This window comes from Paludibacter jiangxiensis (assembly GCF_001618385.1).
In the GTDB taxonomy this organism is placed as follows: domain Bacteria; phylum Bacteroidota; class Bacteroidia; order Bacteroidales; family Paludibacteraceae; genus Microbacter; species Microbacter jiangxiensis.
The window spans coordinates 1,257,996-1,278,893 of the sequence record NZ_BDCR01000001.1 but is presented as its reverse complement, the minus strand read 5'-3'; the positions used below and the strand labels follow the sequence as shown (position 1 = coordinate 1,278,893).

The 20,898-nt window shown below is 41.6% G+C and carries 30 protein-coding genes; 3 read left to right on the top strand and 27 right to left on the bottom strand.

The window, feature by feature from the left end; genetic code table 11:
* Positions 1 to 21: 21 nt before the first annotated feature.
* The 5 genes from PJIAN_RS04900 to PJIAN_RS04880 are packed head-to-tail and all read right to left on the bottom strand — an operon-like array spanning position 22 to position 6,286.
* Positions 22 to 2,235, bottom strand: coding sequence for a RelA/SpoT family protein (locus tag PJIAN_RS04900; protein WP_068702551.1), 2,214 nt, complete (start codon positions 2,233 to 2,235; stop codon positions 22 to 24).
* A 16-nt stretch (positions 2,236 to 2,251) separates the two neighbouring features.
* Positions 2,252 to 3,010 (bottom strand): SDR family NAD(P)-dependent oxidoreductase, encoded by a 759-nt coding sequence (locus PJIAN_RS04895; protein WP_068702547.1) that lies wholly within the window; start codon positions 3,008 to 3,010, stop codon positions 2,252 to 2,254.
* A 9-nt stretch (positions 3,011 to 3,019) separates the two neighbouring features.
* On the bottom strand, positions 3,020 to 4,246 hold the full coding sequence (locus tag PJIAN_RS04890) for an HD domain-containing protein (RefSeq protein WP_068702545.1): 1,227 nt from the start codon (positions 4,244 to 4,246) through the stop codon (positions 3,020 to 3,022).
* 30 nt (positions 4,247 to 4,276) lie between these two features.
* Positions 4,277 to 5,347 (bottom strand): RluA family pseudouridine synthase, encoded by a 1,071-nt coding sequence (locus PJIAN_RS04885; protein WP_068702758.1) that lies wholly within the window; start codon positions 5,345 to 5,347, stop codon positions 4,277 to 4,279.
* A gap of 27 nt (positions 5,348 to 5,374) precedes the next feature.
* The gene (locus tag PJIAN_RS04880) at positions 5,375 to 6,286 is read right to left on the bottom strand and encodes a PASTA domain-containing protein (protein WP_068702543.1); all 912 of its coding nucleotides are present in this window, start codon (positions 6,284 to 6,286) and stop codon (positions 5,375 to 5,377) included.
* Positions 6,287 to 6,794: 508 nt separating this feature from the next.
* On the opposite strand from PJIAN_RS04880, the gene lpxD reads away from it, so the two are divergent.
* From lpxD to lpxA, 3 genes are read left to right on the top strand one after another with little or no spacing between them, the layout of a single operon-like run.
* Positions 6,795 to 7,841, top strand: a complete 1,047-nt coding sequence (gene lpxD, locus PJIAN_RS04875) for a UDP-3-O-(3-hydroxymyristoyl)glucosamine N-acyltransferase (RefSeq protein ID WP_068702541.1) — start codon at positions 6,795 to 6,797, stop codon at positions 7,839 to 7,841.
* Positions 7,842 to 7,855: 14 nt separating this feature from the next.
* The gene (locus PJIAN_RS04870; RefSeq protein ID WP_068702539.1) at positions 7,856 to 9,235 is read left to right on the top strand and encodes a bifunctional UDP-3-O-[3-hydroxymyristoyl] N-acetylglucosamine deacetylase/3-hydroxyacyl-ACP dehydratase; all 1,380 of its coding nucleotides are present in this window, start codon (positions 7,856 to 7,858) and stop codon (positions 9,233 to 9,235) included.
* A 28-nt stretch (positions 9,236 to 9,263) separates the two neighbouring features.
* Positions 9,264 to 10,043, top strand: coding sequence for an acyl-ACP--UDP-N-acetylglucosamine O-acyltransferase (gene lpxA / locus PJIAN_RS04865; RefSeq protein WP_068702537.1), 780 nt, complete (start codon positions 9,264 to 9,266; stop codon positions 10,041 to 10,043).
* A gap of 79 nt (positions 10,044 to 10,122) precedes the next feature.
* Here lpxA and rplQ read toward each other — a convergent pair whose 3' ends face one another.
* From rplQ to rplP, 22 genes are all read right to left on the bottom strand, one after another.
* A complete protein-coding gene (rplQ, locus tag PJIAN_RS04860) occupies positions 10,123 to 10,608 on the bottom strand; it encodes a 50S ribosomal protein L17 (RefSeq protein WP_068702535.1) in 486 nt (161 codons plus the stop codon).
* A gap of 5 nt (positions 10,609 to 10,613) precedes the next feature.
* Complete coding sequence (locus PJIAN_RS04855) at positions 10,614 to 11,606, bottom strand: DNA-directed RNA polymerase subunit alpha (protein WP_068702533.1); 993 nt, start codon at positions 11,604 to 11,606, stop codon at positions 10,614 to 10,616.
* Between the two features lie 11 nt (positions 11,607 to 11,617).
* The gene (gene rpsD, locus PJIAN_RS04850) at positions 11,618 to 12,223 is read right to left on the bottom strand and encodes a 30S ribosomal protein S4 (RefSeq protein WP_068702531.1); all 606 of its coding nucleotides are present in this window, start codon (positions 12,221 to 12,223) and stop codon (positions 11,618 to 11,620) included.
* A gap of 128 nt (positions 12,224 to 12,351) precedes the next feature.
* A complete protein-coding gene (gene rpsK / locus PJIAN_RS04845; protein ID WP_068702529.1) occupies positions 12,352 to 12,741 on the bottom strand; it encodes a 30S ribosomal protein S11 in 390 nt (129 codons plus the stop codon).
* Positions 12,742 to 12,771: 30 nt separating this feature from the next.
* Entirely contained in the window at positions 12,772 to 13,152 is a 381-nt protein-coding gene (gene rpsM / locus PJIAN_RS04840) for a 30S ribosomal protein S13 (RefSeq protein WP_068702527.1), read from the bottom strand.
* 18 nt (positions 13,153 to 13,170) lie between these two features.
* Positions 13,171 to 13,287 carry a type B 50S ribosomal protein L36 gene (gene ykgO / locus PJIAN_RS04835; protein ID WP_068702525.1) on the bottom strand — a complete coding sequence of 39 codons (117 nt, stop codon included), beginning with the start codon at positions 13,285 to 13,287 and terminating at the stop codon, positions 13,171 to 13,173.
* 44 nt (positions 13,288 to 13,331) lie between these two features.
* Positions 13,332 to 13,550 (bottom strand): translation initiation factor IF-1, encoded by a 219-nt coding sequence (gene infA / locus PJIAN_RS04830; RefSeq protein WP_068702523.1) that lies wholly within the window; start codon positions 13,548 to 13,550, stop codon positions 13,332 to 13,334.
* Between the two features lie 25 nt (positions 13,551 to 13,575).
* Positions 13,576 to 14,355, bottom strand: a complete 780-nt coding sequence (gene map / locus PJIAN_RS04825; RefSeq protein ID WP_068702521.1) for a type I methionyl aminopeptidase — start codon at positions 14,353 to 14,355, stop codon at positions 13,576 to 13,578.
* A gap of 13 nt (positions 14,356 to 14,368) precedes the next feature.
* Positions 14,369 to 15,712, bottom strand: coding sequence for a preprotein translocase subunit SecY (gene secY, locus PJIAN_RS04820; protein WP_068702519.1), 1,344 nt, complete (start codon positions 15,710 to 15,712; stop codon positions 14,369 to 14,371).
* 4 nt (positions 15,713 to 15,716) lie between these two features.
* Positions 15,717 to 16,163: a 50S ribosomal protein L15 gene (gene rplO / locus PJIAN_RS04815; protein ID WP_068702517.1), complete on the bottom strand. Its 447-nt coding sequence runs from the start codon at positions 16,161 to 16,163 to the stop codon at positions 15,717 to 15,719.
* 31 nt (positions 16,164 to 16,194) lie between these two features.
* Positions 16,195 to 16,371, bottom strand: coding sequence for a 50S ribosomal protein L30 (gene rpmD, locus PJIAN_RS04810; RefSeq protein WP_068702515.1), 177 nt, complete (start codon positions 16,369 to 16,371; stop codon positions 16,195 to 16,197).
* Between the two features lie 12 nt (positions 16,372 to 16,383).
* Complete coding sequence (gene rpsE / locus PJIAN_RS04805) at positions 16,384 to 16,902, bottom strand: 30S ribosomal protein S5 (protein ID WP_068702513.1); 519 nt, start codon at positions 16,900 to 16,902, stop codon at positions 16,384 to 16,386.
* Positions 16,903 to 16,907: 5 nt separating this feature from the next.
* On the bottom strand, positions 16,908 to 17,252 hold the full coding sequence (gene rplR / locus PJIAN_RS04800) for a 50S ribosomal protein L18 (protein ID WP_068702511.1): 345 nt from the start codon (positions 17,250 to 17,252) through the stop codon (positions 16,908 to 16,910).
* A 21-nt stretch (positions 17,253 to 17,273) separates the two neighbouring features.
* Positions 17,274 to 17,828, bottom strand: a complete 555-nt coding sequence (rplF, locus tag PJIAN_RS04795) for a 50S ribosomal protein L6 (protein WP_068702509.1) — start codon at positions 17,826 to 17,828, stop codon at positions 17,274 to 17,276.
* Positions 17,829 to 17,846: 18 nt separating this feature from the next.
* Positions 17,847 to 18,242: a 30S ribosomal protein S8 gene (rpsH, locus tag PJIAN_RS04790; RefSeq protein WP_068702507.1), complete on the bottom strand. Its 396-nt coding sequence runs from the start codon at positions 18,240 to 18,242 to the stop codon at positions 17,847 to 17,849.
* A gap of 196 nt (positions 18,243 to 18,438) precedes the next feature.
* Entirely contained in the window at positions 18,439 to 18,708 is a 270-nt protein-coding gene (gene rpsN / locus PJIAN_RS04785; protein ID WP_068702506.1) for a 30S ribosomal protein S14, read from the bottom strand.
* 14 nt (positions 18,709 to 18,722) lie between these two features.
* A complete protein-coding gene (gene rplE, locus PJIAN_RS04780; RefSeq protein WP_068702504.1) occupies positions 18,723 to 19,271 on the bottom strand; it encodes a 50S ribosomal protein L5 in 549 nt (182 codons plus the stop codon).
* Positions 19,271 to 19,591 (bottom strand): 50S ribosomal protein L24, encoded by a 321-nt coding sequence (gene rplX, locus PJIAN_RS04775; RefSeq protein WP_068702502.1) that lies wholly within the window; start codon positions 19,589 to 19,591, stop codon positions 19,271 to 19,273. The genes rplE and rplX overlap by 1 nt, the downstream gene beginning before the upstream one ends.
* 20 nt (positions 19,592 to 19,611) lie before the next feature.
* Complete coding sequence (gene rplN / locus PJIAN_RS04770) at positions 19,612 to 19,977, bottom strand: 50S ribosomal protein L14 (protein ID WP_068702500.1); 366 nt, start codon at positions 19,975 to 19,977, stop codon at positions 19,612 to 19,614.
* 2 nt (positions 19,978 to 19,979) lie between these two features.
* Positions 19,980 to 20,249 carry a 30S ribosomal protein S17 gene (gene rpsQ, locus PJIAN_RS04765; protein WP_275505413.1) on the bottom strand — a complete coding sequence of 90 codons (270 nt, stop codon included), beginning with the start codon at positions 20,247 to 20,249 and terminating at the stop codon, positions 19,980 to 19,982.
* A 2-nt stretch (positions 20,250 to 20,251) separates the two neighbouring features.
* Positions 20,252 to 20,446 (bottom strand): 50S ribosomal protein L29, encoded by a 195-nt coding sequence (gene rpmC, locus PJIAN_RS04760; RefSeq protein WP_068702496.1) that lies wholly within the window; start codon positions 20,444 to 20,446, stop codon positions 20,252 to 20,254.
* A 6-nt stretch (positions 20,447 to 20,452) separates the two neighbouring features.
* A complete protein-coding gene (rplP, locus tag PJIAN_RS04755) occupies positions 20,453 to 20,887 on the bottom strand; it encodes a 50S ribosomal protein L16 (protein WP_068702494.1) in 435 nt (144 codons plus the stop codon).
* Positions 20,888 to 20,898 lie beyond the last annotated feature (11 nt).

Here is a 20,898-nt window from a genome sequence, read left to right as displayed (position 1 = left end):
TTTTATATATGAATCGGAATATTACATACGTTCTGCGCGGATCACGCCTTTGACACCTTGCAGTTTTTTTATCAACTGGGAGAGTTGAGCTACGTCGCTTACCATCACAGTAATGGTTCCTTCGAACATACCATCGTGCGAATTGACGGATATGGAGCGCATCTGTACTCTGTTTTCCTTGGAGATAACCGAGGTGATATTGCTCACTATACCGATATCGTCTTTACCAACAATGCGCAGGGTGGCAAGGTCGAATTTACCCGATTTGCCGGCCCATTTCACATCGATGATGCGGTAACCGAACTTCTCTTTCAGCTGTGAGGCATTGGGGCAGTCGTCGCGGTGAATTTTAATTCCTCCTGTTACCGAAACAAAGCCGAATACATTGTCGCCATAAATAGGATTACAGCATTTAGCAAGCGAATACTGTACATTCTTCACATTGTCGCCGATCACCAGCACATCGTTCTCCGAAGTGATTTTTTCAAGGTCAGTCTGCTTCGAAAAATTATCTACGCTCCGCAAAGCAGCCAGTTCCGGTGTCTCCTCGTGCTTGTCAAGTTCAACCAACTCCTCGCAAAGATCGATCACATCGAGCCGCTCGTAAGAGATGGCCTGATAGAATTCGGACACGAATTTAAATCCGTGTTTACGCGCCAGCTTCATAATCTGAGCCTCGTCAAATTCAATCTTACGGTTCTTCATGCGGCGTTGCAAAGCCTCACGACCCAAATCGGCGGCTTTGTTCTCTTCTTCCTTGAGCGACTGCTTGATCTTAGTACGGGCTTTAGAAGTGACCGCAATATTCAACCAGTCTCTTTTAGGCGATTGATTAGCCGAAGTAAGAATTTCCACCTGATCACCGTTGAGCAAAACATATTTCAACGGAACATTCCGTCCACCAACCTTTGCCCCCACACAGCGGCACCCCAGTCCAGAGTGAATGGCAAAGGCAAAATCGAGCACGGTAGCTCCCTTTTTCAGCTTATGAAGATCGCCGTTGGGCGTAAACACAAACACATCGTCGTCGTAGAGGTTGAGCTTGAAGTTGTCCATCACCTCCTTGGAGTTCATCTCGGGATTTTCGAGAATGGTACGCAGGTTCTTCAACCATTCATCCATACCACTCGACTCACTTTTAATGCCTTTATATTTCCAGTGGGCAGCAACCCCTTTTTCGGCAATTTCGTCCATGCGGCGGGTACGAATCTGCACCTCCACCCATTTACCTTCATTTCCCATCACCGTGATGTGCAACGATTCATAGCCGTTGGATTTTGGAATGGAAAGCCAATCGCGCAAGCGCTTGGGATTTGGCATGTACATATCCGTCACAATAGAATATACCTGCCAGCATTCCGATTTCTCTTTATCAACGGGAGTATCAAGAATAATACGAATCGCAAACAAATCGTAGATATTCTCAAAAGGAGTGTTCTGCTTTTTCATCTTGTTCCAAATCGAGTGAATCGACTTGGTTCTCCCTTTGATGTCGAACTTAAAGCCTGCATCTTCGAGCTTTTTCTTCACCGGTTCGATAAACGACGCAATGTATTGATCGCGCGACCGCTTGGTTTCGTTGAGCTTATGGGCAATTTCCTTGTATATCTGAGGATTCGAATATTTGAGTGAAAGATCTTCCAGTTCGGTTTTGATGGCATACAGCCCCATACGGTGAGCCAGCGGTGCATAGAGATTCGATGCTTCGTGTGCCACCTTCAACCTCACTTCGTCATCGGCATGATCACGAAGTGTCCGCATCGTATCCAAACGATCGGCAATCATGATAAGGATCACCCGCATGTCTTCGGCAAAGGTGAGCAACAACTGGCGGAAATTTTCGGTTTCGATGGCGCTGTTACGCTCATACAAATCGTGAGCACGACACAAGCCGTGAACAATAATTGAAACTGAAGGACCGAACTGCTTCTCTATCGATTCGAGAGTTTCGGAGCCCGCCAGCAAACTATCATACAGTATCGTAGCCAGAATAGCAGAACGTCCCAGTCCGAATTCATTGACCAACACCTGAGCCATCCTCAAGTGCTTGATCACGCGGCGCGTGGGCATCATCTCTCCCTTTTCCAGCATTTTTGCAATCGACTGATACATCCATTGACGCGACAATTTAATATCCTCTTGTGTTAGGATATTATCGACTGCACGCAGCATTTCACGATAATGCCGCGCAACTTCTCGCCTCTCTTTTTCCGGAATTACTAATGGCTGTACCATAATTAGACTCGGTTTATTACTCGTCAGTCCGGTTGTATACGTAGGTATTTGCCTGACGGGCAGGAGTTATAAAAATATCGTTGATATTGACATGAGCCGGGCGCGTGACGATGTATTCCACCGCATCAGCAATATCCTCTGCATTGAGTGGAGTAAGACCCTGATAAACAGCATCAGCTTTAGTCTGATCGCCGTGAAAACGTACCAGCGAAAACTCGGTTTCGGCAGCACCCGGAGAGATGGAACTCACCTTGATGTTGTGCTTCAGCATATCGATGCGCATGCCCTGAGTAATAGCGTTCACCGCATGTTTGGTGGCACAGTACACATTGCCGGAAGGGTACACTTCGCGTCCGGCAATCGACGACAGGTTTATGATATGTCCTGATTTTGCGGCCACCATCAGAGGGGTAATATAACGACTGATGTAAAGCAATCCCTTTACATTGGTATCTACCATTTTGTCCCAGTCTTCGATGTCGAATTCGTTGAAAGGAGCCGAACCCGAGGCCAAGCCTGCGTTATTCACAAGAATGTCAATTTTCTGCCATTCGGCAGGCAGGCTTTCCACCGCCTGACGGCAAGCTTCCTTATCCCGAATGTCGAAACAGAGTGGCAATACCTTTACCGAAAATTCATTACGCAGGGTTTCGGCTAAACTATCAAGGCGTTCTTTTCTTCGACCGGTAATAATCACGTTGTAGCCCAATTTTGCCAAGCGCAATGCAATGGCTTTTCCAAAACCTGCGGTAGTTCCGGTGATAAATGCGTTCATTTTTTCAAATTAATACACAGGCCAGTAACAGAGATAGTATTTTTTTACCTCCTTGCTAAGCACCTGTAAGTTAAACATATCGGATGCTTCTGTTATATCTTTCACATCCCCATTATTATATTTTATCTGAATTCCGGCTTCATTGGGACTGTATGCCTCATTAGCAACTTCTTCCACAGCCCAGAAATAGTTAGCATCGTGCTCCGAAATACCAAAATGCTGCTGATATTGCGCATTCAACTCGCTACACTCCTGACGAGAAAGTGGTTGCTGTAGAACTTTCACTTTAAACAAGCGCCTGTTGATAAAACCATTACTCAGGGTTGAAAGAACCACATCCGAATGATTCATCCAGACTTTCATGGCCGACAGAATATCACTATCATCCAACAAGGCGTAATTTTCCAGCACTTCCGGACGTTGGTAAAAGTCTTTTTTTGATATGGAGTTATACAAAAAGAAATGAAGCGAAGGAGAAGCGAACAGTTCCTGGCCTTCCATGGCAAGTTCTTTTGCTCTTGTCAGGGCATAAATCATCAGTTTTTCAGCTGCAATAGACGTTTTGTGCAAATACACCTGCCAATACATTAATCGCCTGGCCATAAGGAACTTCTCAATAGAATATATACCTTTTTCCTGTACTACCAGACGTCCTTTGTACAAGTCCATCATTTTGATAATTCGATCGGAGCCAATGGTTCCTTCTGTAACCCCGGAAAAGAAACTGTCACGACGCAGGTAATCCAGCCGGTCTACATCTAACTGACCGGAGACCAATTGGTGCAAAAAAACATGCGGATGCGTACCGTGAAAGATTTTCAACGCATTATCAAGTTTACCATTTTCTTCTTTATTGATCTGTTGCATCATCAACAAAGAGATTTCTTCGTGCGAAATATCTGACACTAAACTATTTTCAAGTACATGCGAAAAAGGAGCATGGCCAATATCATGCAACAAAATAGCCGCAAGTGCCCCTTCACAGTCTTCTTTATTTATTTCATAGCCTAACTGGCGCAACTGAGCTATTGCTTCGCCCATCAGGTACATTGCTCCCAAAGAATGTTGAAACCGGGTATGTTGTGTTCCGGGATAAACAAACGACGACATCCCCAACTGTTTTATACGGGATAATCGTTGCAAATAAGGGTGCTGAATCAGATCATACAGAAATTCGGTCGGTATATTAATAAAACCGAAAACAGGATCATTTATTATTTTCCGTTTGTTCCTCATAGTGCAAAATTAATACATCATAAGATTGAATTAATTAATCTGCGAATCTCTTCCTGCAATGTATACCCTCCATCTTTCCAACACTTGTTGCATGTCTTCAGGTATATCACTATCAAAATACATCTCTTCTTTTGTTACCGGATGAACAAAGCCCAATGTTTTGGCATGAAGAGCCTGCCGGGGGCATACATCAAAACAATTCTTTACAAACTGTTTGTATTTGGCAAACTGGGTTCCTTTCAAAATCTCATGCCCCCCATATCGTTCATCATTAAACAGAGGATGCCCGATATATTTCATATGCGCACGGATCTGATGTGTCCTACCCGTTTCGAGCCGGCATTCCACCAGCGTTACATAACCCAGGCGTTCCAACACCCGATAATGAGTAACCGCGTGTTTACCATATTCACCGTCGGGGAATACATCCATTTTTTGCCGATCCCGGATACTCCTGCCAACATGCCCGACAATTGTACCTTCGTCATTTTCAACAGTTCCCCATACCAAAGCCCAATATAGCCGCTTAGTGGTTTTATGGAAGAACTGTGCTCCAAGCAGCGTCTTTGCCTCCTCGGTCTTCGCAATCACCAGTAGTCCGGAAGTGTCTTTATCGATCCGGTGAACCAAACCTAAGCGTGGATCATTGGGATTAAAGTGAGGATTATCCTTCATGTAATAAGCCAAGGCATTGAGCAAGGTGCCATCGAAGTTACCATGCCCGGGATGCACAACCAAACCCGCAGGCTTATTTACCACCAACAGGCTATCATCTTCGTAAACAATGTTTAGAGGAATATTCTCGGGAAGTATTTCTACATCACGTGGCGGGTGTGTCATCATGATGGAAATAATGTCATTGGGTTTGACACGGTAGTTTGATTTTACCGCGCTGCCATTCGCCAGAATTGCTCCGGCTGAAGCAGCCTCCTGAATGCGATTTCGGGAAACATTCTGGATTCTGTCAACCAAAAACTTATCTATACGTACTAAGGTTTGACCTTTATCTGCAACAAAACGAAAATGCTCAAAAAGTTCTTGTCCCGGAGTTTCTTCCAGTTCATCCAATTCGTCTTGATCAACTTCAAAATCATTGGTCATAATCCGGGATATTGACATTCAGATTTATCAGAAGAATTTTTCAATATCTTCCTTTTTTTTCTTCTTTTCTTCCTTTTTTGGAGCTACTGCAGGAGTTGTTTTTGCAGGTGCAGGAGCCGGTGTCGATACCTCTTCTGTTGCCACCTTACCCTTTTCCTTGGTCAACCAAAGAGTAATAGCTTTGCCGGAAGGAACGGAGTCATTGGCAGCCGGCGATTGCTTATAAACAATATAATTTGCCTTATCTTGTTCATTTGTTGGCTCCACGTCAAAGTTTGTAGCTCCGATCGAAAGCATGTGACTATTTATCAAACGGGTGGCTTGTTCCAATGACAGAGATTGAACGTCAGGCATCAACTGATTACCATCTTCATCTGTAGATGTTCGCCCAACAACAAGTATCACACCACTGCCTGCCGGTATCTTTTGGCCCGGAGTCAAAGTTTGACCATTATATTTTATATCTCGCACCAAATCGCTGTATTCCGACGGCACATATTCAACTCCCATCACTTTAATTCCCATGCTTTCCAACAACGATTGTGCATGACGTAAAGACAGATCGCGCACATCGGGCAATGCAACACCCGGAGGCATTTTTGCATTAATCGTTATATAGATACTTCGATATGATTTTATCTTAGATCCTCCTATGGGAGATTGCTCCATGACCATACCTGGCGCTTTGTCCGGCTTATATACCGAGTCAATCACCTGATACTGCATACCTCTATTATCCAAGAGCTTTGCTGCATCTTCCAGTTTCAGCCCACACAAATTCGGCACAGTCTCTGCCTCTCCATGGTGAGTGTAAAATTGAAGCATAAAAAGGACGAACAACAATAAGGCAACGAGTATCGTTGCTGCGTAAAACACGTTTTTCAGAATCAAACTGCCTTTTATAAACCCAAGAAATTGAGAAAAGTGCTTCTTATCCATAGCGTTAGGAAAGTGTATATTTTATCCTACAAAAGTAGCTATTTTTCCGTTAAGAACTCTACCCATACTACCATTTCTTCTTCTTTGACAACTCAATCATTATTTCAACAATCTTTCACGACAATAAAATTCAGTTATATTAAATATCAAAGTCCTGTTTTCGTGCTATTTACAAATCAGGCGCAACATCATTATCAAACCAAAATAATTGACATATACAACTAATTCTCAATATCTTATTGATATATTTTATAGAAAAAATATAGCTCATTCCAATTAATGTTCATATCTTTGCACACTTTATTTTAACTTAATTGTTAAAATCCCCTCTGAAATGAGGCGAACCATCATTACTCTGTTGAAAATACTACTCAAAAAAGTGAACAAATTTCAGTTAGTGATGCAACGAATTGTATAAGTTCAGCATCTAATTAAAGATGTGCTGTAACTTAAGACGAGGACAAAAAGCTTTGGAGTTTTGTCCTAATACCCACAAAAATATAGACGAATGGAATTTTCTGCACAACAAATTGCCGATTTCTTGCATGGAGAAATTATTGGAGATCGCGATGTTAAAGTAAATAATCTTTCAAAAATTGATGATAGTATTCCAGGAACATTATCATTTTTATCTAACCCTAAGTACAGTCATTTCATCTACGACTGCAAAGCTGCGATCATACTTGTAAACAATGATTTTGTTCCGGAAAAGCCTATTTCCGCCACTCTCATTAAAGTTGAAAATGCATATCAGTCGTTAGCATCATTACTTCAGCTCGTTGACAGCTTCAAGAAAAATAAAAGCGGGATTGAACCGTTATCATATGTATCGGCATCTGCCGAAATTGGAGCTGAACCTTACATTGGAGCATTCAGTTACATTGGCGACAATGTAAAAACGGGCAAAAGCGTGAAGATATACCCGCAAAGTTACATTGGTGACAACGTAAAAATTGGAGACGATGTAACCATTTATGCCGGAGCCAAAATTTATGCCAATTGCGTTATTGGTGATCGTTGTGTAATCCACTCGGGTGCCGTTATTGGCGCTGATGGTTTTGGCTTTGCACCTACTGAAGATGGAAGTTACAACAAGATTCCCCAAATTGGGAATGTTGTGTTGGAAAGTGATGTTGAAATAGGTGCCAACACAACCGTTGACAGAGCAACTATGGGCTCCACTATCATTCATAAAGGAGTAAAACTCGATAATCTTATTCAAATTGCACATAATGTTGAAGTAGGATCAAATACTGTAATTGCCGCTCAAACCGGCATTGCAGGTTCAACAAAAATTGGCCCGAATTGTATGTTTGGCGGTCAGGTGGGAATTCCCGGCCACCTTCATATTGAGAAAGGCGTGAAAATTTCAGCACAGGCTGGCATTACAGGCAATGTCAAAGAAAACTCAATATTATTGGGTTCTCCGGCAATGCCTCATATGCAATTCAGTAAATCGTATGTCTATTTCAAAAAACTACCGGAACTTGCAAACACAATTAATAATTTGCAAAAGGAAATAGAACAATTACGCAATCAAATCAAAGCAGACTAACTAACAAACCAAAAATGCCAAAACAACGATCGCTTAAAGGATCCTTTTCGCTTCAGGGGAAAGGTCTTCACACAGGAGTTGACATTCAGCTCACATTCTTTCCTGCCCCTGAAAACCACGGGTGTATAATTAAACGGATAGATTTAGAAGGTCAGCCTATAATTCCGGCTTTGGCTGAATATGTAACACAAACCACACGCGGCACTGTTCTTTCAAACGGAGATGCCCAGGTAAGCACCATAGAGCACGCCATGGCTGCTCTCTTCTCTTTTGGAATTGACAACTGCCTGATGGAAGTAAACGCACCTGAATTTCCGATTTTGGATGGCAGCGCTAAACTTTTTATCGACAAAATCAATTCTGTTGGTATAGTTGAGCAAGAAGCTGAAAAAGACTTTTTTGTTGTAAAAAAGAAAATCGAATATACAGACCCGACTACCAACTCCTCAATCGTAATTCTGCCCGATGATCATTTCAGCGTTCAGACAATGATTGGCTTCAAATCTCCTATCTTAAGCAACCAATATGCGGTTCTTAATCAACTGGAAGATTTCGCCGCAGACATTGCAGGCTGTAGAACATTCGTGTTTGTACGCGAGTTGGAACAATTGCTTAAAATGAACCTTATTAAGGGCGGTGATCTCGAAAATGCCTTGGTGATTTACGACGAACCTATTGAGCAAACAGAATTAAACCGCATTGCAGACTTGCTCAACCATCCGCATAAAAAAGTTGATGAATTAGGCTATCTCACGCCTCTACAGTTTGAGAATGAACCCGCCAGACATAAACTACTGGACGTAATGGGCGATCTTGCTCTCATCGGAAAACCCATCAAGGGGAAGGTCATTGCAACCCGTCCGGGGCATAAGATTAATACCGCGCTGGCCAAAGTAATTCGCAAAGAAATTAAACGCCAGGAAGTTCCAACTCCTGTGTATGATCCAAATAAAGAGCCCGTACTTAACATCAATCAAATAAAGAAAATGTTGCCTCACCGTTGGCCGTTTTTGATGGTCGATAAAGTGATGGAAATTACAGACTCTGTGGTTATCGGACTGAAAAATGTAACCAGCAACGAGACCTTTTTTATGGGCCATTTCCCCAATGAACCGGTAATGCCCGGAGTTTTATTGGTTGAAGCGATGGCGCAAACCGGAGGACTGCTGATCTTACATCAGGTTGAGAAGCCTGAGTTGTATTCTACATACTTTATGAAGATTGACAATGTCAAATTCAGACAGAAAGTAGTTCCTGGCGATACGGTAATATTCAGACTCGAATTAATTAGTCCGATCAGAAGAGGTTGCGCTACCATGAAAGGCTATGCCTTTGTTGGAGATAAAATCGTGGCCGAAGCTGAGTTTATGGCACAAATAGCAAAGAATAAATAAGATTATATACATCAAAACTACTGCAATTATGAAACAACCATTGGCATACATCCATCCAGAAGCAAAAATTGCTTCCAATGTAGTAATTGAACCATTTGTAACTATCGATAAGAATGTCGTGATTGGCGAAGGCACTCACATTGGTTCAAATGTCACAATCATGGAAGGAGCTCGTATTGGCAAAAATTGCAAAATTTTCCCCGGAGCTGTAATTAGTGCAGTTCCCCAGGATCTTAAATTCAAAGGAGAAGACTCGTTAGCCATCATAGGTGATAATACCACCCTGCGTGAATGCGTCACTGTCAACAGAGGCACAGCATCAAAAGGAAGCACTTCCATTGGCGACAATTGCCTTGTTATGGCTTACTGCCACGTAGCCCACGATTGTGTGGTTGGCAATAACGTTATCATGTCAAATGTAACTCAGCTCGCAGGCGAAGTTGTAGTGGGAGACTGGGCTGTAATCGGCGGTGGAACGATGATCCATCAGTTTACCCATGTAGGACCGCATGTAATGATTCAGGGTGGTAGCAAAGTAAACAAGGATATTCCTCCTTTTGTAAAAGCTGCTCGTGAGCCAATCTCTTATTGTGGTATTAATTCGGTTGGTCTCCGTCGCAGAGGCTTCACAAATGAGCAAATCAGAGACATACAGGAGATTTATCGCTATATCTATCTGTCTCGCATGAATACCAGCATGGCAATAGAACATATCGAAGCAGAAATGCCTGCAACAAAAGAAAGAGATGAAATCTTGCTGTTTGTCCGCAACTCTCCACGAGGAATTATGAAAGGTTATTTTGAATAACTAAGTTTCTCTTCGATAAAAAATAATAGCCGCCCCGAAAAATCGAGGCGGCTATTATTTTTAGTAGCTTATCAGCGTCTTATTCTGCTGCAGGCTCTTCTTTCGCTTCAGCTGCTGGTGCAGCTTCTACTGCGGGAGCAACAGCTTTTTTACCGGCACGACGAGTACGTGTAGTTTTCTTAGCTGCTTTGGTTGTCAACATGTTTTCGTTGTAATCAACCAATTCGATAATACACATTTCAGCAGCGTCACCCAAACGGAAACCTGTTTTCAGAATACGTGTATAACCACCTGGACGGTCAGCTATTTTTTGAGCGATGTCACGGAATAATTCTGTAACTGCTTCTTTATTTTGCAAATAATTAAAAACTACTCTTCGTGAGTGTGTGCTATCGTCTTTTGCTTTCGTCAACAAAGGTTCAACATAAACTCTGAGTGCTTTTGCTTTTGCTGTAGTAGTAGCAATACGTTTGTGCTTAATCAGTGAACAAGCCATGTTAGCCAACATCGCTTTTCTGTGCGACGACGTACGGCCTAAATGATTGAATTTCTTATTGTGTCTCATTTCTGTTATTCTTTATCTAATTTATACTTAGTTAAATCCATACCGAATGAAAGATGTAAAGACTCAAGTTTTTCATCTAACTCATTCAAGGACTTCTTACCAAAATTGCGGAATTTCAGCAAATCATTACGGTTGAAAGAACACAATTGACCCAATGTTTCAACATCAGCGGCCTTCAAGCAGTTCAATGCACGAACTGAAAGGTCTAAATCAATCATTTTTGTTTTCAACAATTGACGCATACGTAATGCTTCTTCATCAAATTCTTCATCCACACTTTCTTCTGTCGACTCCAAAGAAATTTTTTCATCGGAAAACAACATAAAGTGTTGAATCAAAATTTTCGCAGATTCACGAAGAGCATCTTTAGGATTAATTGAACCGTCTGTTGAAACTTCAAGAATAAGTTTTTCGTAGTCGGTTTTTTGCTCTACGCGGTAGTTTTCGATAGCATATTTTACATTTACTATCGGAGTAAAAATTGCATCAATAGGAATTACATCTACCTCAGAACCTGCTACTTTATTTTCTTCCGCCGGAACATACCCTCTACCTTTATTGATAGTGAGATCAATCTGCATTGTATAACTTGGATCAATTCTACAGATCAATAAATCAGGGTTGAGCACTACGAAACCAGTCAAATAGCGTCCTATATCTCCAGCTGTAAACGTACTTTTACCGGAAACAACAATGCTTACTTTTTCGTTCTCAACATCATCCACGCAACGTTTAAAACGAACCTTTTTCAGGTTAAGGATAATGTTTGTCACATCTTCCATTACTCCCGGAACGGTAGCAAATTCGTGCTCAACTCCATCGATCTTGATAGAGGTGATGGCGAAACCTTCCAGTGACGAAAGAAGGATACGACGCAACGCATTTCCGATGGTAATACCGAAACCGGGCTCAAGCGGACGAAATTCAAATGTTCCCTTTTGAGCATCAGATTCGAGCATGATAACCTTATCGGGTTTTTGGAATGCTAAAATAGACATGGATAAATGGATTATTTAGAATACAATTCGACGATTAATTGTTCCTTAATGCTTTCAGGAATATCAGCACGTTCCGGTTGATGAAGGAACTTTCCGGACAAACTGCTCTTGTCCCACTCCATCCAGGGGTATTTGCTGTGGTTGTATCCGTTCAAAGCATCAGCAATAACTGCCATTGATTTATCTTTTTCACGGACACCAATAACCTGACCAGCCTTAACCTGATAAGAAGGAATATTTACAACAGAACCATCAACTGTGATGTGACGGTGGCTTACCAATTGACGGGCAGCAGCACGAGTAGGAGCCATTCCCAAACGGTAAACTACGTTGTCCAAACGTGTTTCGAGCAACTGGAGAAGAATTTCACCGGTAATACCCTTAGCACGTTGAGCTTTTTCGAATAACAAACGGAATTGACGTTCTAAAACGCCATAGGTATATTTAGCCTTTTGTTTTTCACGAAGCTGAATACCGTACTCAGATGTTTTCTTGTGGCGATTATTTCCGTGTTGTCCGGGAGGGTAATTTTTCTTCGATAACGTTTTATCGGGGCCAAAAATGGGCTCACCAAACTTACGTGAAATTCTTGTTTTTGGGCCTGTATATCTTGCCATTATTTCAAAATTTTTGTGATTATTATTGCTTATATCACACTCGACTTACCGTGCAGCCGCGATTACAGAGAGGTTAGAATTGTAATCTTTATCCACTTTTAGCCGGGTAATGAACAAGTGGGTGATTATTATACTCTTCTGCGTTTAGCTGGGCGACATCCGTTGTGTGGCAATGGAGTAACATCAACAATTTCTGTTACTTCAATACCGGCACCGTGAATAGTTCTGATAGCTGATTCGCGACCATTACCAGGACCTTTTACATACGCCTTTACTTTTCTCAGACCGAGGTCAAAAGCAACTTTGGCACAATCTTGAGCTGCCATCTGAGCAGCATATGGAGTGTTCTTTTTAGAACCTCTAAAACCCATTTTACCGGCTGAAGACCAAGAAATAACCTGACCATCTCCGTTAGTAAGGGTTACAATAATATTATTGAATGAAGAGTGAACGTGCAACTGACCTACGCCGTCAACTTTAACCACTCTTTTTTTGGTTGCAACTGTTTTCTTTGCCATATCCTAAAAATATTTGCTAAGTTAATTACCTTACTTTGTTGCTTTCTTTTTGTTGGCAACAGTTTTCTTCTTTCCTTTACGGGTACGAGCATTATTTTTAGTGCTCTGACCTCTCAAAGGTAAGCCCAGACGATGACGTACGCCACGGTAGCATCCGATATCCATTAAGCGTTTGATGTTCAGTTGAACTTCTGAACGAAGGTCACCTTCTACTTTGAACTTAGCTCCGATTATTTCGCGGATTTTAGCTGCTTGGTCGTCAGTCCAATCCTTCACCTTAGTGTCCAAATCAACACCGGCTTCTTCCAAAATTTGTTTTGCGCTACTGCGACCTATTCCGTAGATATAAGTCAGTCCAACTTCGCCTCTTTTGTTCTGAGGCAAATCTACTCCAACGATTCTTATAGCCATATACTTAAAATTAAAATATTATCCCTGACGTTGTTTGAACTTAGGATTTTTTTTGTTGATTACATAAAGACGCCCTTTACGTCTCACGATTTTACATTCGGGCGTACGTTTTTTAATGGATGCTTTTACTTTCATGTTGTATAATTATTTGCAATGTTTGCAGTTGTGTGGAAATCAGGTTATTTATACCTGAATGAAATTCTTCCTTTTGATAAATCATACGGAGACATCTCTACACGAACCTTATCGCCTGGCAAAATTTTAATGTAGTGCATACGCATCTTGCCAGAAATATGAGCCGTAATTACGTGTCCGTTTTCAAGTTCTACTCGAAACATTGCATTTGACAATGCTTCGGTTATTGTTCCATCTTGCTCAATAGCAGATTGTTTAGGCATAAAACGTCTATTTAATCTTTTTTTGTTACAGTTTACCTACAACTTCTTCTAAATAATCAAAGGTAGACAGGATGTCGGCCTTTCCTTCACGGATAGCCACAGAGTGTTCAAAGTGAGCAGCACATTTCCCGTCAATCGTCCGGGTAGTCCAACCATCTTTTTCAAAGAATAAGCGGTAAGATCCCATCGCAACCATCGGTTCAATCGCTATGGTCATTCCGTTTTTCAACCGAACACCATTCCCTCTTTTTCCTGTGTTAGGAACCTGAGGATCTTCATGCATTTCCTTTCCCACACCATGTCCGACCATTTCACGAATCACTCCGTAACCATGTTTTTCACAATGTGATTGGATTGCATAACCAACGTCTCCCAAACGATTACCGTCAACGGCCTGCTCAATTCCAAGATAAAGCGACTCTTTCGTCACTCTCAGTAACTGTTTAATATCTTCAGCAACCTCACCAACGCAAAATGTATAAGCTGAATCACCAACGAATCCATTTTTTGTTGCACCGCAGTCTACTGAAATAATATCACCTTCTTTTAAGATCGCATTCTTGGAAGGAATTCCATGAACAACCTGATCATTAACTGATGTGCATAAAGTATTCGGAAAACCGGCATACCCTAAAAAAGTAGGTATCGCACCATGATCTCTGATACATGCCTCCGCTACTTTGTCAAGCTCCAGTGTCGAGACACCCGGAGTAATTAACTTAGCTACTTCAGCCAAAGCCTTTGATACAATCAAATTGCTTTGACGAAGTAGCTCAATTTCTTCCTCTGTTTTGAGATATATCATCTCTGCTTATTAATTAATAAGCCGAAATATTGCCGGTACGTCCTTTAATTCTGCCTGATTTCATCAAACCGTCATAATGACGCATCAACAAGCGGCTTTCAATTTGTTGTAGTGTATCCAAAACAACACCTACCAAGATCAATAATGATGTTCCCCCATAGAATTGGGCAAAGCTGGTACTTACACCCGAGATTCTTGCAAATGCAGGTAGAATAGCTACCAGTGCCAGGAAGAATGAACCGGGTAAAGTGATCCGAGACATGATTTCATCAAGGTATTCTGCTGTTTTCTTACCAGGTTTAACCCCCGGAATAAAACCATTATTACGTTTCATCTCCTCTGCCATCTGCGTCGGATTAATTGTAATAGCAGTATAGAAGTATGTAAACGCAATAATCAGAACGGCAAATACGAAATTGTACCAAAATCCTGAGTTATCTGTAAATGCACTTACAATACCACTTGCAGCTTCCGAATGAGAAAAACCTACTAATGTAATTGGAATAAACATAATTGCCTGAGCAAAGATAATCGGCATCACGTTAGCTGCATTCACCTTAAGGGGAATGTACTGGCGAACGCCACCATACTGTTTATTACCGACAACACGTTTAGCATATTGAACAGGCACTTTACGTGTTCCCTGAACCAGTAAAATACACAGTCCGATTACGAACAATAGACAAACTATTTCTCCGATAAACATCACCAAACCACCGGCAGCGTCACCCAAACGAGAGGCGAACTCTTGTACGATTGCTGTCGGGAAGCGGGCAATAATACCAATCATGATGATGAAAGAAATACCATTACCGATACCTTTATCGGTAATTCTTTCTCCCAACCACATAATAAACATACTACCTGCAGTTAAGATGATGACTGATGTTACTTGAAACCAAAAGCTTTGGGGTAGAGAAGCTCCAACATGTCCCAATTGCACGCTAAGGTTAACCAAATAAGCAGGAGATTGGAATAACAAGATAAGAACGGTCAGATAACGTGTTATCTGGTTCATTTTCTTTCTGCCACTCTCGCCTTCGCGTTGCATTTTCTGGAAATAAGGAACTGCTATACCCAACAATTGCACAACAATTGATGCAGAGATGTAGGGCATAATTCCCAAAGCAAAAATAGAAGCGTGAGAAAAAGCTCCCCCCGAAAACATATCCAACAAGCCTAGCAAACCACCCGATGTTTGATTTTGCAGAGCTTCAAGATTTGCGGGGTTGATTCCCGGTAATACTATGTATGACCCGAAACGATAAACTAATACAAATAATATTGTGGTTATCAGGCGCTTTCTAAGGTCTTCTATTTTCCAAATATTTTGGAGTGTTTCAATAAAACGTTTCATCGGATTACAATTTTACCACTGTTCCACCTGCTGCTACGATAGCTTCTTCTGCCGATTTTGAGAAAGCATTAGCTTCTACCTGAAGCTTTGCACTCAAAGTTCCATTGCCCAAGATCTTAACAAGATCATTCTTTGCAATAACTCCAGCCTGAAGTAATTCAGCAACACCAATTTTGGTAAAGTTACCTGCTTCAGCTAAAGTTTGTAAAGTGGCAAGGTTAATCGGTTTGTATTCAACACGACTTATATTTTTGAACCCGAATTTGGGCAAACGACGTTGCAAAGGCATCTGACCTCCTTCAAAGCCGATTTTTTTCTTATAACCTGAACGAGATTTAGCACCGTTAAGACCACGAGTAGCTGTACCTCCTAAACCGGAACCTGTACCGCGACCTATTCTCTTTCTTTCCTTAACGGATCCTTTCGCAGGCGTTAAATTACTTAAATCCATGTATGTATGTTATTTTAAGCGTATTAAACAATTATTTCTCTACTACTACCAAGTGTTTTACCTTTTCTACCATACCAAGGATGGCAGGAGTATCTTCATGCTCTACAACGGCATTCACTTTTTTCAAACCTAAAGCCTCCAGAGTCAGTTTCTGAGTCTTGGGGCATTTAATTTTACTCTTAACTTGTTTTATTTTAATAGTTGCCATAGTTGTACGTTTTTAGCCTTTGAATACTTTTTCGAGTGAAACACCACGATTAGTTGCTACAGTTGCTGCATCACGCAGTTCACCAAGAGCTTCGATAGTTGCTTTCACAAGGTTGTGAGGGTTAGAAGAACCTTTAGATTTTGCTAACACGTCAGTAATACCAACACTTTCAAGTACAGCACGCATAGCACCACCAGCTTTTACCCCGGTACCATGAGATGCAGGTTGAATATATACTTCAGCACCACCAAATTTAGCAACTTGTTGGTGAGGAATAGTTCCTTTCAACACAGGCACTTTAATAAGGTTTTTCTTAGCCGCTTCAACACCTTTAGCAATGGCAGCTGTTACTTCGCTGGCTTTTCCCAAGCCCCAACCAACAATACCATCTTCGTTGCCTACTACCACGATTGCAGCAAAGCTGAATGCGCGACCACCTTTGGTAACTTTAGTTACACGGTTGATGGCAACTAATCTGTCTTTTAATTCTAAATCGTTGGTTGATTTAACTTTGTTATTTATTCCTGCCATAGTGATTAAAATTTAAGTCCTCCTTTACGTGCGGCTTCAGCCAATTCTTTCACTCTACCGTGGTACAAATAACCGTTACGGTCGAAGATAACATCAGTTACTCCGGCTGCCTGAGCATTTTTAGCGATCAATTCGCCCACTTTTGCGGCTTGTTCCTTTTTTGCCATTTTCTCGGCAATTGCCAAAGAAGAAGCAGCAGCAAGGGTTTTGCCTGATTTGTCATCTATAATTTGCACATAGATTTGCTTATTGCTTCTGAATACCGACAAACGAGGTCTTTCGGCAGTTCCGGCAATTTTACTGCGGATATGTGCTTTTATCTTGATTCTACGTTGAATTTTCTTAATCATAACTCTTTCTATTTCAAAAAATTATTTTGCACCTGCCGATTTACCAGCTTTACGACGAATAACTTCGCCTACAAACTTAATACCTTTTCCTTTGTATGGTTCAGGCTTACGGAACGAGCGTATTTTTGCACAAACCTGACCGATCAGTTGTTTGTCACAGCTTTCCAAAAGTACTAATGGATTCTGGTTACGTTCGCTCTTAGTCTCCACTTTAATTTCGGGAGGCAACATCATGTGAATGTTGTGAGTATATCCCAAAGCAAACTCAAGCAGGTTGCCATTGTTTGAAACACGATAACCAACACCAACCAATTCAAGTTTCTTCTGGTATCCTTCAGATACACCAACAACCATGTTGTGGATCAACGCACGGTAAAGACCATGCATCGCGCGGTTTTCCTTTTCATCATTAGGACGAGTTACTACAACAGCAGTTTCTTCGACACTTACAGTGATGTTAGGATTAATTTCTTGAGAGAGTTCTCCTTTGGGTCCTTTTACTGTAACAACGTTATCTTTAACAGTAACGGTTACACCTTTAGGAAGGCTTATAGGTAATTTTCCAATTCTTGACATCTGTAATCCTCCTCTTAATTAGTAAACATAACATAAAACTTCGCCTCCGATATTCAAATCGCGGGCTTCTTTATCTGTCATAACACCTTTCGATGTTGAGAGGATGGCGATGCCTAAACCGTTCAATACGCGGGGCAATTCTTTGTGACCTGCATACTGACGCAAACCCGGTGACGAAATACGCACGAGTTGTTTGATTGCATTGACCTTGTGAACAGGGTCATACTTTAAGGCAATTTTGATGGATCCCTGAGGACCATCTTCTACAAACTTGTAGTTCAAAATATAGCCTTTTTCTAAAAGAATCTTAGTGATTTCTTTTTTCAAATTCGACGCGGGAACTTCCACCACACGGTGACCTGCTCTGATAGCATTCCGCAGTCTCGTTAAATAATCTGCTATTGGATCTGTCATATTGATTTGTTTTAAATTGATCCGGCCTGCCCGGACAATATTTATCACGCTTATATTTAATGCAATCCTAAAAAGTCAGAATGCATAAACCTGCATTCTGTCTATTTCGGGGCACAAAAATAGTGTTTTTCCCCGAATTAAACAAGTTTAACGCAAGTTTATTACTACTGACTTTTCGTATTGCAACACAAACTGATTACCAGCTTGCCTTTTTCACACCCGGAATTAAGCCTGCAGAAGCCATTTCGCGGAACTGAATACGCGAAATTCCGAAGATGCGCATGTAGCCTTTAGGACGACCTGTTAGTTTGCAACGGTTGTGCTGACGAACAGGAGATGCGTTTTTAGGAAGTTCTTGCAAAGCTTCGTAGTTACCCTCTTTCTTGAGTTGTTCACGTTTTGCGGCATATTTTGCACACAATTTCGCTCTACGTACCTCACGGGCTTTCATTGATTCTTTTGCCATTGTATCTTCTTTAATTAGTTGTGCTTAAATGGTAAACCAAACTCTTTCAACAAAGCGAAACCTTCTTCGTCTGTTTTAGCGGTAGTAACGAATGTAATATTCATACCCAACAAACGAGAGATGTTATCAATGTTGATTTCCGGGAAAATGATTTGTTCCTGGATACCCAAGGTATAGTTACCGCTACCATCAAATTTGCTTTCAATACCTTTGAAGTCACGGATACGAGGCAAAGCCACGCGAACCAAACGTTCCAGGAATTCGTACATCTGTTCGTGACGAAGAGTTACACGAACTCCGATAGGCATTTGTTTACGCAATTTGAAGTTAGAAATATCCTTACGAGAAAGTGTGGCAACAGCTTTCTGTCCGGTAATTGCAGTCATCTCGTTGATAGCTGTATCGATAATTTTCTTATCTGCCACAGCAATTCCCAACCCTTGGTTGAGAACGATTTTTTCAAGACGAGGTACTTGCATTACTGACTTATAGCTAAACTCCTTCATCAAAGCAGGAACAATGCGTTCCTTGTAGTCAGTTTTAAGACTGTTGGTTGTACTCATTATTTAATTTCCTCCCCTGATTTTTTAGCGTAACGCACTAATTTACCTTCGGCATTTTCACGACGACCGATACGTGTCGGTTTGCCGCTCTTGGGATCAACTACGTTGAGGTTAGAGATATGAATAGATGCCTCTTTCTTGATAATTCCTCCCTGCGGAGCTTTTGCATTGGGCTTGGTGTGCTTCGACACGAAATTGGCACCTTCAACGATAGCACGTTGTTTTTCTGCCATAATTTCGAGGACACGACCGGTTTTGCCCTTGCTCTTACCAGTGTTTACATACACTGTATCGCCTTTTTTAATATGTAATTTACTCATTGCTAATTGTTTTACAAGGGTTAAAGTACTTCAGGCGCTAATGAAATGATTTTCATGTTAGAGGCACGAAGCTCACGCGCAACGGGGCCAAAGATACGGCTACCGCGCATTTCGCCTGCATTGTTGAGCAACACACAAGCGTTGTCGTCGAAACGAATGTAAGAACCGTCTGCACGACGAACCTCTTTCGATGTACGAACAACTACTGCTTTTGATACGGTGCCCTTTTTCATGTCGCTGGAAGGGATCACATTTTTTACCGCTACCACGATAATGTCCCCCAGAGAAGCGTAACGTTTGCCGGTTCCGCCTAATACACGGATAACCAAAGCTTCACGAGCTCCGCTATTATCAGCTACTGTTATTCTGGATTCTTGTTGTATCATAATTACTTAGCTCTTTCTGTTATTTCAACTACTCTCCAATTTTTTGATTTGCTCAGCGGACGGGTTTCCATGATGCGCACGGTATCACCGATGCCGCAGTCGTTTTTTTCGTCATGAGCGTGGAACTTCTTCGTCTTGTTGACGAACTTGCCGTAGATAGGGTGTTTTTCTTTCCACTTAACGGCAACGGTAACGGTCTTGTCCATTTTATTGCTGGTAACGACCCCTACTCTTTCTTTTCTTAAGTTTCTAGTTTCCATTCGGCTCAATATTATTATTGTTTATTTTCTCTCAACTTCAATTCGGTCGCAACGCGAGCGATTTGTTTACGAACATCCCTGATTTGCATCGGATTGTCGAGCGGAGAAATAGTATGGTTCAATTTCAAGCGCGATAAGATGGCTTTATCATTGTCCAATCTTTCCTGCAGCTCTTTAACACTTAGTTCTTTGATTTCTCTTGTCTTCATATTCGATTACGCGTTAAGGTTTGTTGAATCAAAATCACGTCTGACGACAAACTTGGTTGTAACGGGTAACTTCTGAGCTGCCAAGCGCAATGCTTCTTTTGCAATCTCAAACGATACGCCTTCTACTTCAATAATCATACGGCCTGGAGTAACGGGTGCCACGAAACCTTCGGGAGAACCTTTACCTTTACCCATACGTACTTCAGCAGGTTTTTTGGTAATTGGTTTATCAGGGAAAATACGAATCCAGATTTGTCCCTGACGTTGCATATAACGGGTTACGGCAATACGGGCTGCCTCAATCTGGCGACCTGTAATCCATTTCGATTGTAATGATTTTATGCCGAAAGAACCGAATGCCAGCTGATTACCTCTTTGAGCCACACCTTTCATGCGGCCTTTTTGCTGTCTTCTGAACTTTGTCTTTTTCGGTTGTAACATAAGTCTTTGAA

What these genes read in the sequence shown, in the direction of transcription:
- rplR (WP_068702511.1), bottom strand. Translation starts at nt 17,252, where the DNA reads ATGATTAAGAAAATTCAACGTAGAATCAAGATAAAAGCACATATCCGC.
- rpsN (WP_068702506.1), bottom strand. Translation starts at nt 18,708, where the DNA reads ATGGCAAAAGAATCAATGAAAGCCCGTGAGGTACGTAGAGCGAAATTG.
- rpsE (WP_068702513.1), bottom strand. Translation starts at nt 16,902, where the DNA reads ATGGCAGGAATAAATAACAAAGTTAAATCAACCAACGATTTAGAATTA.
- rpmD (WP_068702515.1), bottom strand. Translation starts at nt 16,371, where the DNA reads ATGGCAACTATTAAAATAAAACAAGTTAAGAGTAAAATTAAATGCCCC.
- ykgO (WP_068702525.1), bottom strand. Translation starts at nt 13,287, where the DNA reads ATGAAAGTAAAAGCATCCATTAAAAAACGTACGCCCGAATGTAAAATC.
- rpsH (WP_068702507.1), bottom strand. Translation starts at nt 18,242, where the DNA reads ATGACAGATCCAATAGCAGATTATTTAACGAGACTGCGGAATGCTATC.
- lpxA (WP_068702537.1), top strand. Translation starts at nt 9,264, where the DNA reads ATGAAACAACCATTGGCATACATCCATCCAGAAGCAAAAATTGCTTCC.
- rplX (WP_068702502.1), bottom strand. Translation starts at nt 19,591, where the DNA reads ATGAGTAAATTACATATTAAAAAAGGCGATACAGTGTATGTAAACACT.
- rplQ (WP_068702535.1), bottom strand. Translation starts at nt 10,608, where the DNA reads ATGAGACACAATAAGAAATTCAATCATTTAGGCCGTACGTCGTCGCAC.
- PJIAN_RS04880 (WP_068702543.1), bottom strand. Translation starts at nt 6,286, where the DNA reads ATGGATAAGAAGCACTTTTCTCAATTTCTTGGGTTTATAAAAGGCAGT.
- PJIAN_RS04855 (WP_068702533.1), bottom strand. Translation starts at nt 11,606, where the DNA reads ATGTCTATTTTAGCATTCCAAAAACCCGATAAGGTTATCATGCTCGAA.
- PJIAN_RS04890 (WP_068702545.1), bottom strand. Translation starts at nt 4,246, where the DNA reads ATGAGGAACAAACGGAAAATAATAAATGATCCTGTTTTCGGTTTTATT.
- rplF (WP_068702509.1), bottom strand. Translation starts at nt 17,828, where the DNA reads ATGTCAAGAATTGGAAAATTACCTATAAGCCTTCCTAAAGGTGTAACC.
- lpxD (WP_068702541.1), top strand. Translation starts at nt 6,795, where the DNA reads ATGGAATTTTCTGCACAACAAATTGCCGATTTCTTGCATGGAGAAATT.
- rplP (WP_068702494.1), bottom strand. Translation starts at nt 20,887, where the DNA reads ATGTTACAACCGAAAAAGACAAAGTTCAGAAGACAGCAAAAAGGCCGC.
- rpsK (WP_068702529.1), bottom strand. Translation starts at nt 12,741, where the DNA reads ATGGCAAAGAAAACAGTTGCAACCAAAAAAAGAGTGGTTAAAGTTGAC.
- rpmC (WP_068702496.1), bottom strand. Translation starts at nt 20,446, where the DNA reads ATGAAGACAAGAGAAATCAAAGAACTAAGTGTTAAAGAGCTGCAGGAA.
- rplO (WP_068702517.1), bottom strand. Translation starts at nt 16,163, where the DNA reads ATGGATTTAAGTAATTTAACGCCTGCGAAAGGATCCGTTAAGGAAAGA.
- map (WP_068702521.1), bottom strand. Translation starts at nt 14,355, where the DNA reads ATGATATATCTCAAAACAGAGGAAGAAATTGAGCTACTTCGTCAAAGC.
- PJIAN_RS04885 (WP_068702758.1), bottom strand. Translation starts at nt 5,347, where the DNA reads ATGACCAATGATTTTGAAGTTGATCAAGACGAATTGGATGAACTGGAA.
- secY (WP_068702519.1), bottom strand. Translation starts at nt 15,712, where the DNA reads ATGAAACGTTTTATTGAAACACTCCAAAATATTTGGAAAATAGAAGAC.
- PJIAN_RS04895 (WP_068702547.1), bottom strand. Translation starts at nt 3,010, where the DNA reads ATGAACGCATTTATCACCGGAACTACCGCAGGTTTTGGAAAAGCCATT.
- PJIAN_RS04870 (WP_068702539.1), top strand. Translation starts at nt 7,856, where the DNA reads ATGCCAAAACAACGATCGCTTAAAGGATCCTTTTCGCTTCAGGGGAAA.
- rpsM (WP_068702527.1), bottom strand. Translation starts at nt 13,152, where the DNA reads ATGGCTATAAGAATCGTTGGAGTAGATTTGCCTCAGAACAAAAGAGGC.
- rplE (WP_068702504.1), bottom strand. Translation starts at nt 19,271, where the DNA reads ATGAGTACAACCAACAGTCTTAAAACTGACTACAAGGAACGCATTGTT.
- rpsD (WP_068702531.1), bottom strand. Translation starts at nt 12,223, where the DNA reads ATGGCAAGATATACAGGCCCAAAAACAAGAATTTCACGTAAGTTTGGT.
- infA (WP_068702523.1), bottom strand. Translation starts at nt 13,550, where the DNA reads ATGCCTAAACAATCTGCTATTGAGCAAGATGGAACAATAACCGAAGCA.
- rplN (WP_068702500.1), bottom strand. Translation starts at nt 19,977, where the DNA reads ATGATACAACAAGAATCCAGAATAACAGTAGCTGATAATAGCGGAGCT.
- PJIAN_RS04900 (WP_068702551.1), bottom strand. Translation starts at nt 2,235, where the DNA reads ATGGTACAGCCATTAGTAATTCCGGAAAAAGAGAGGCGAGAAGTTGCG.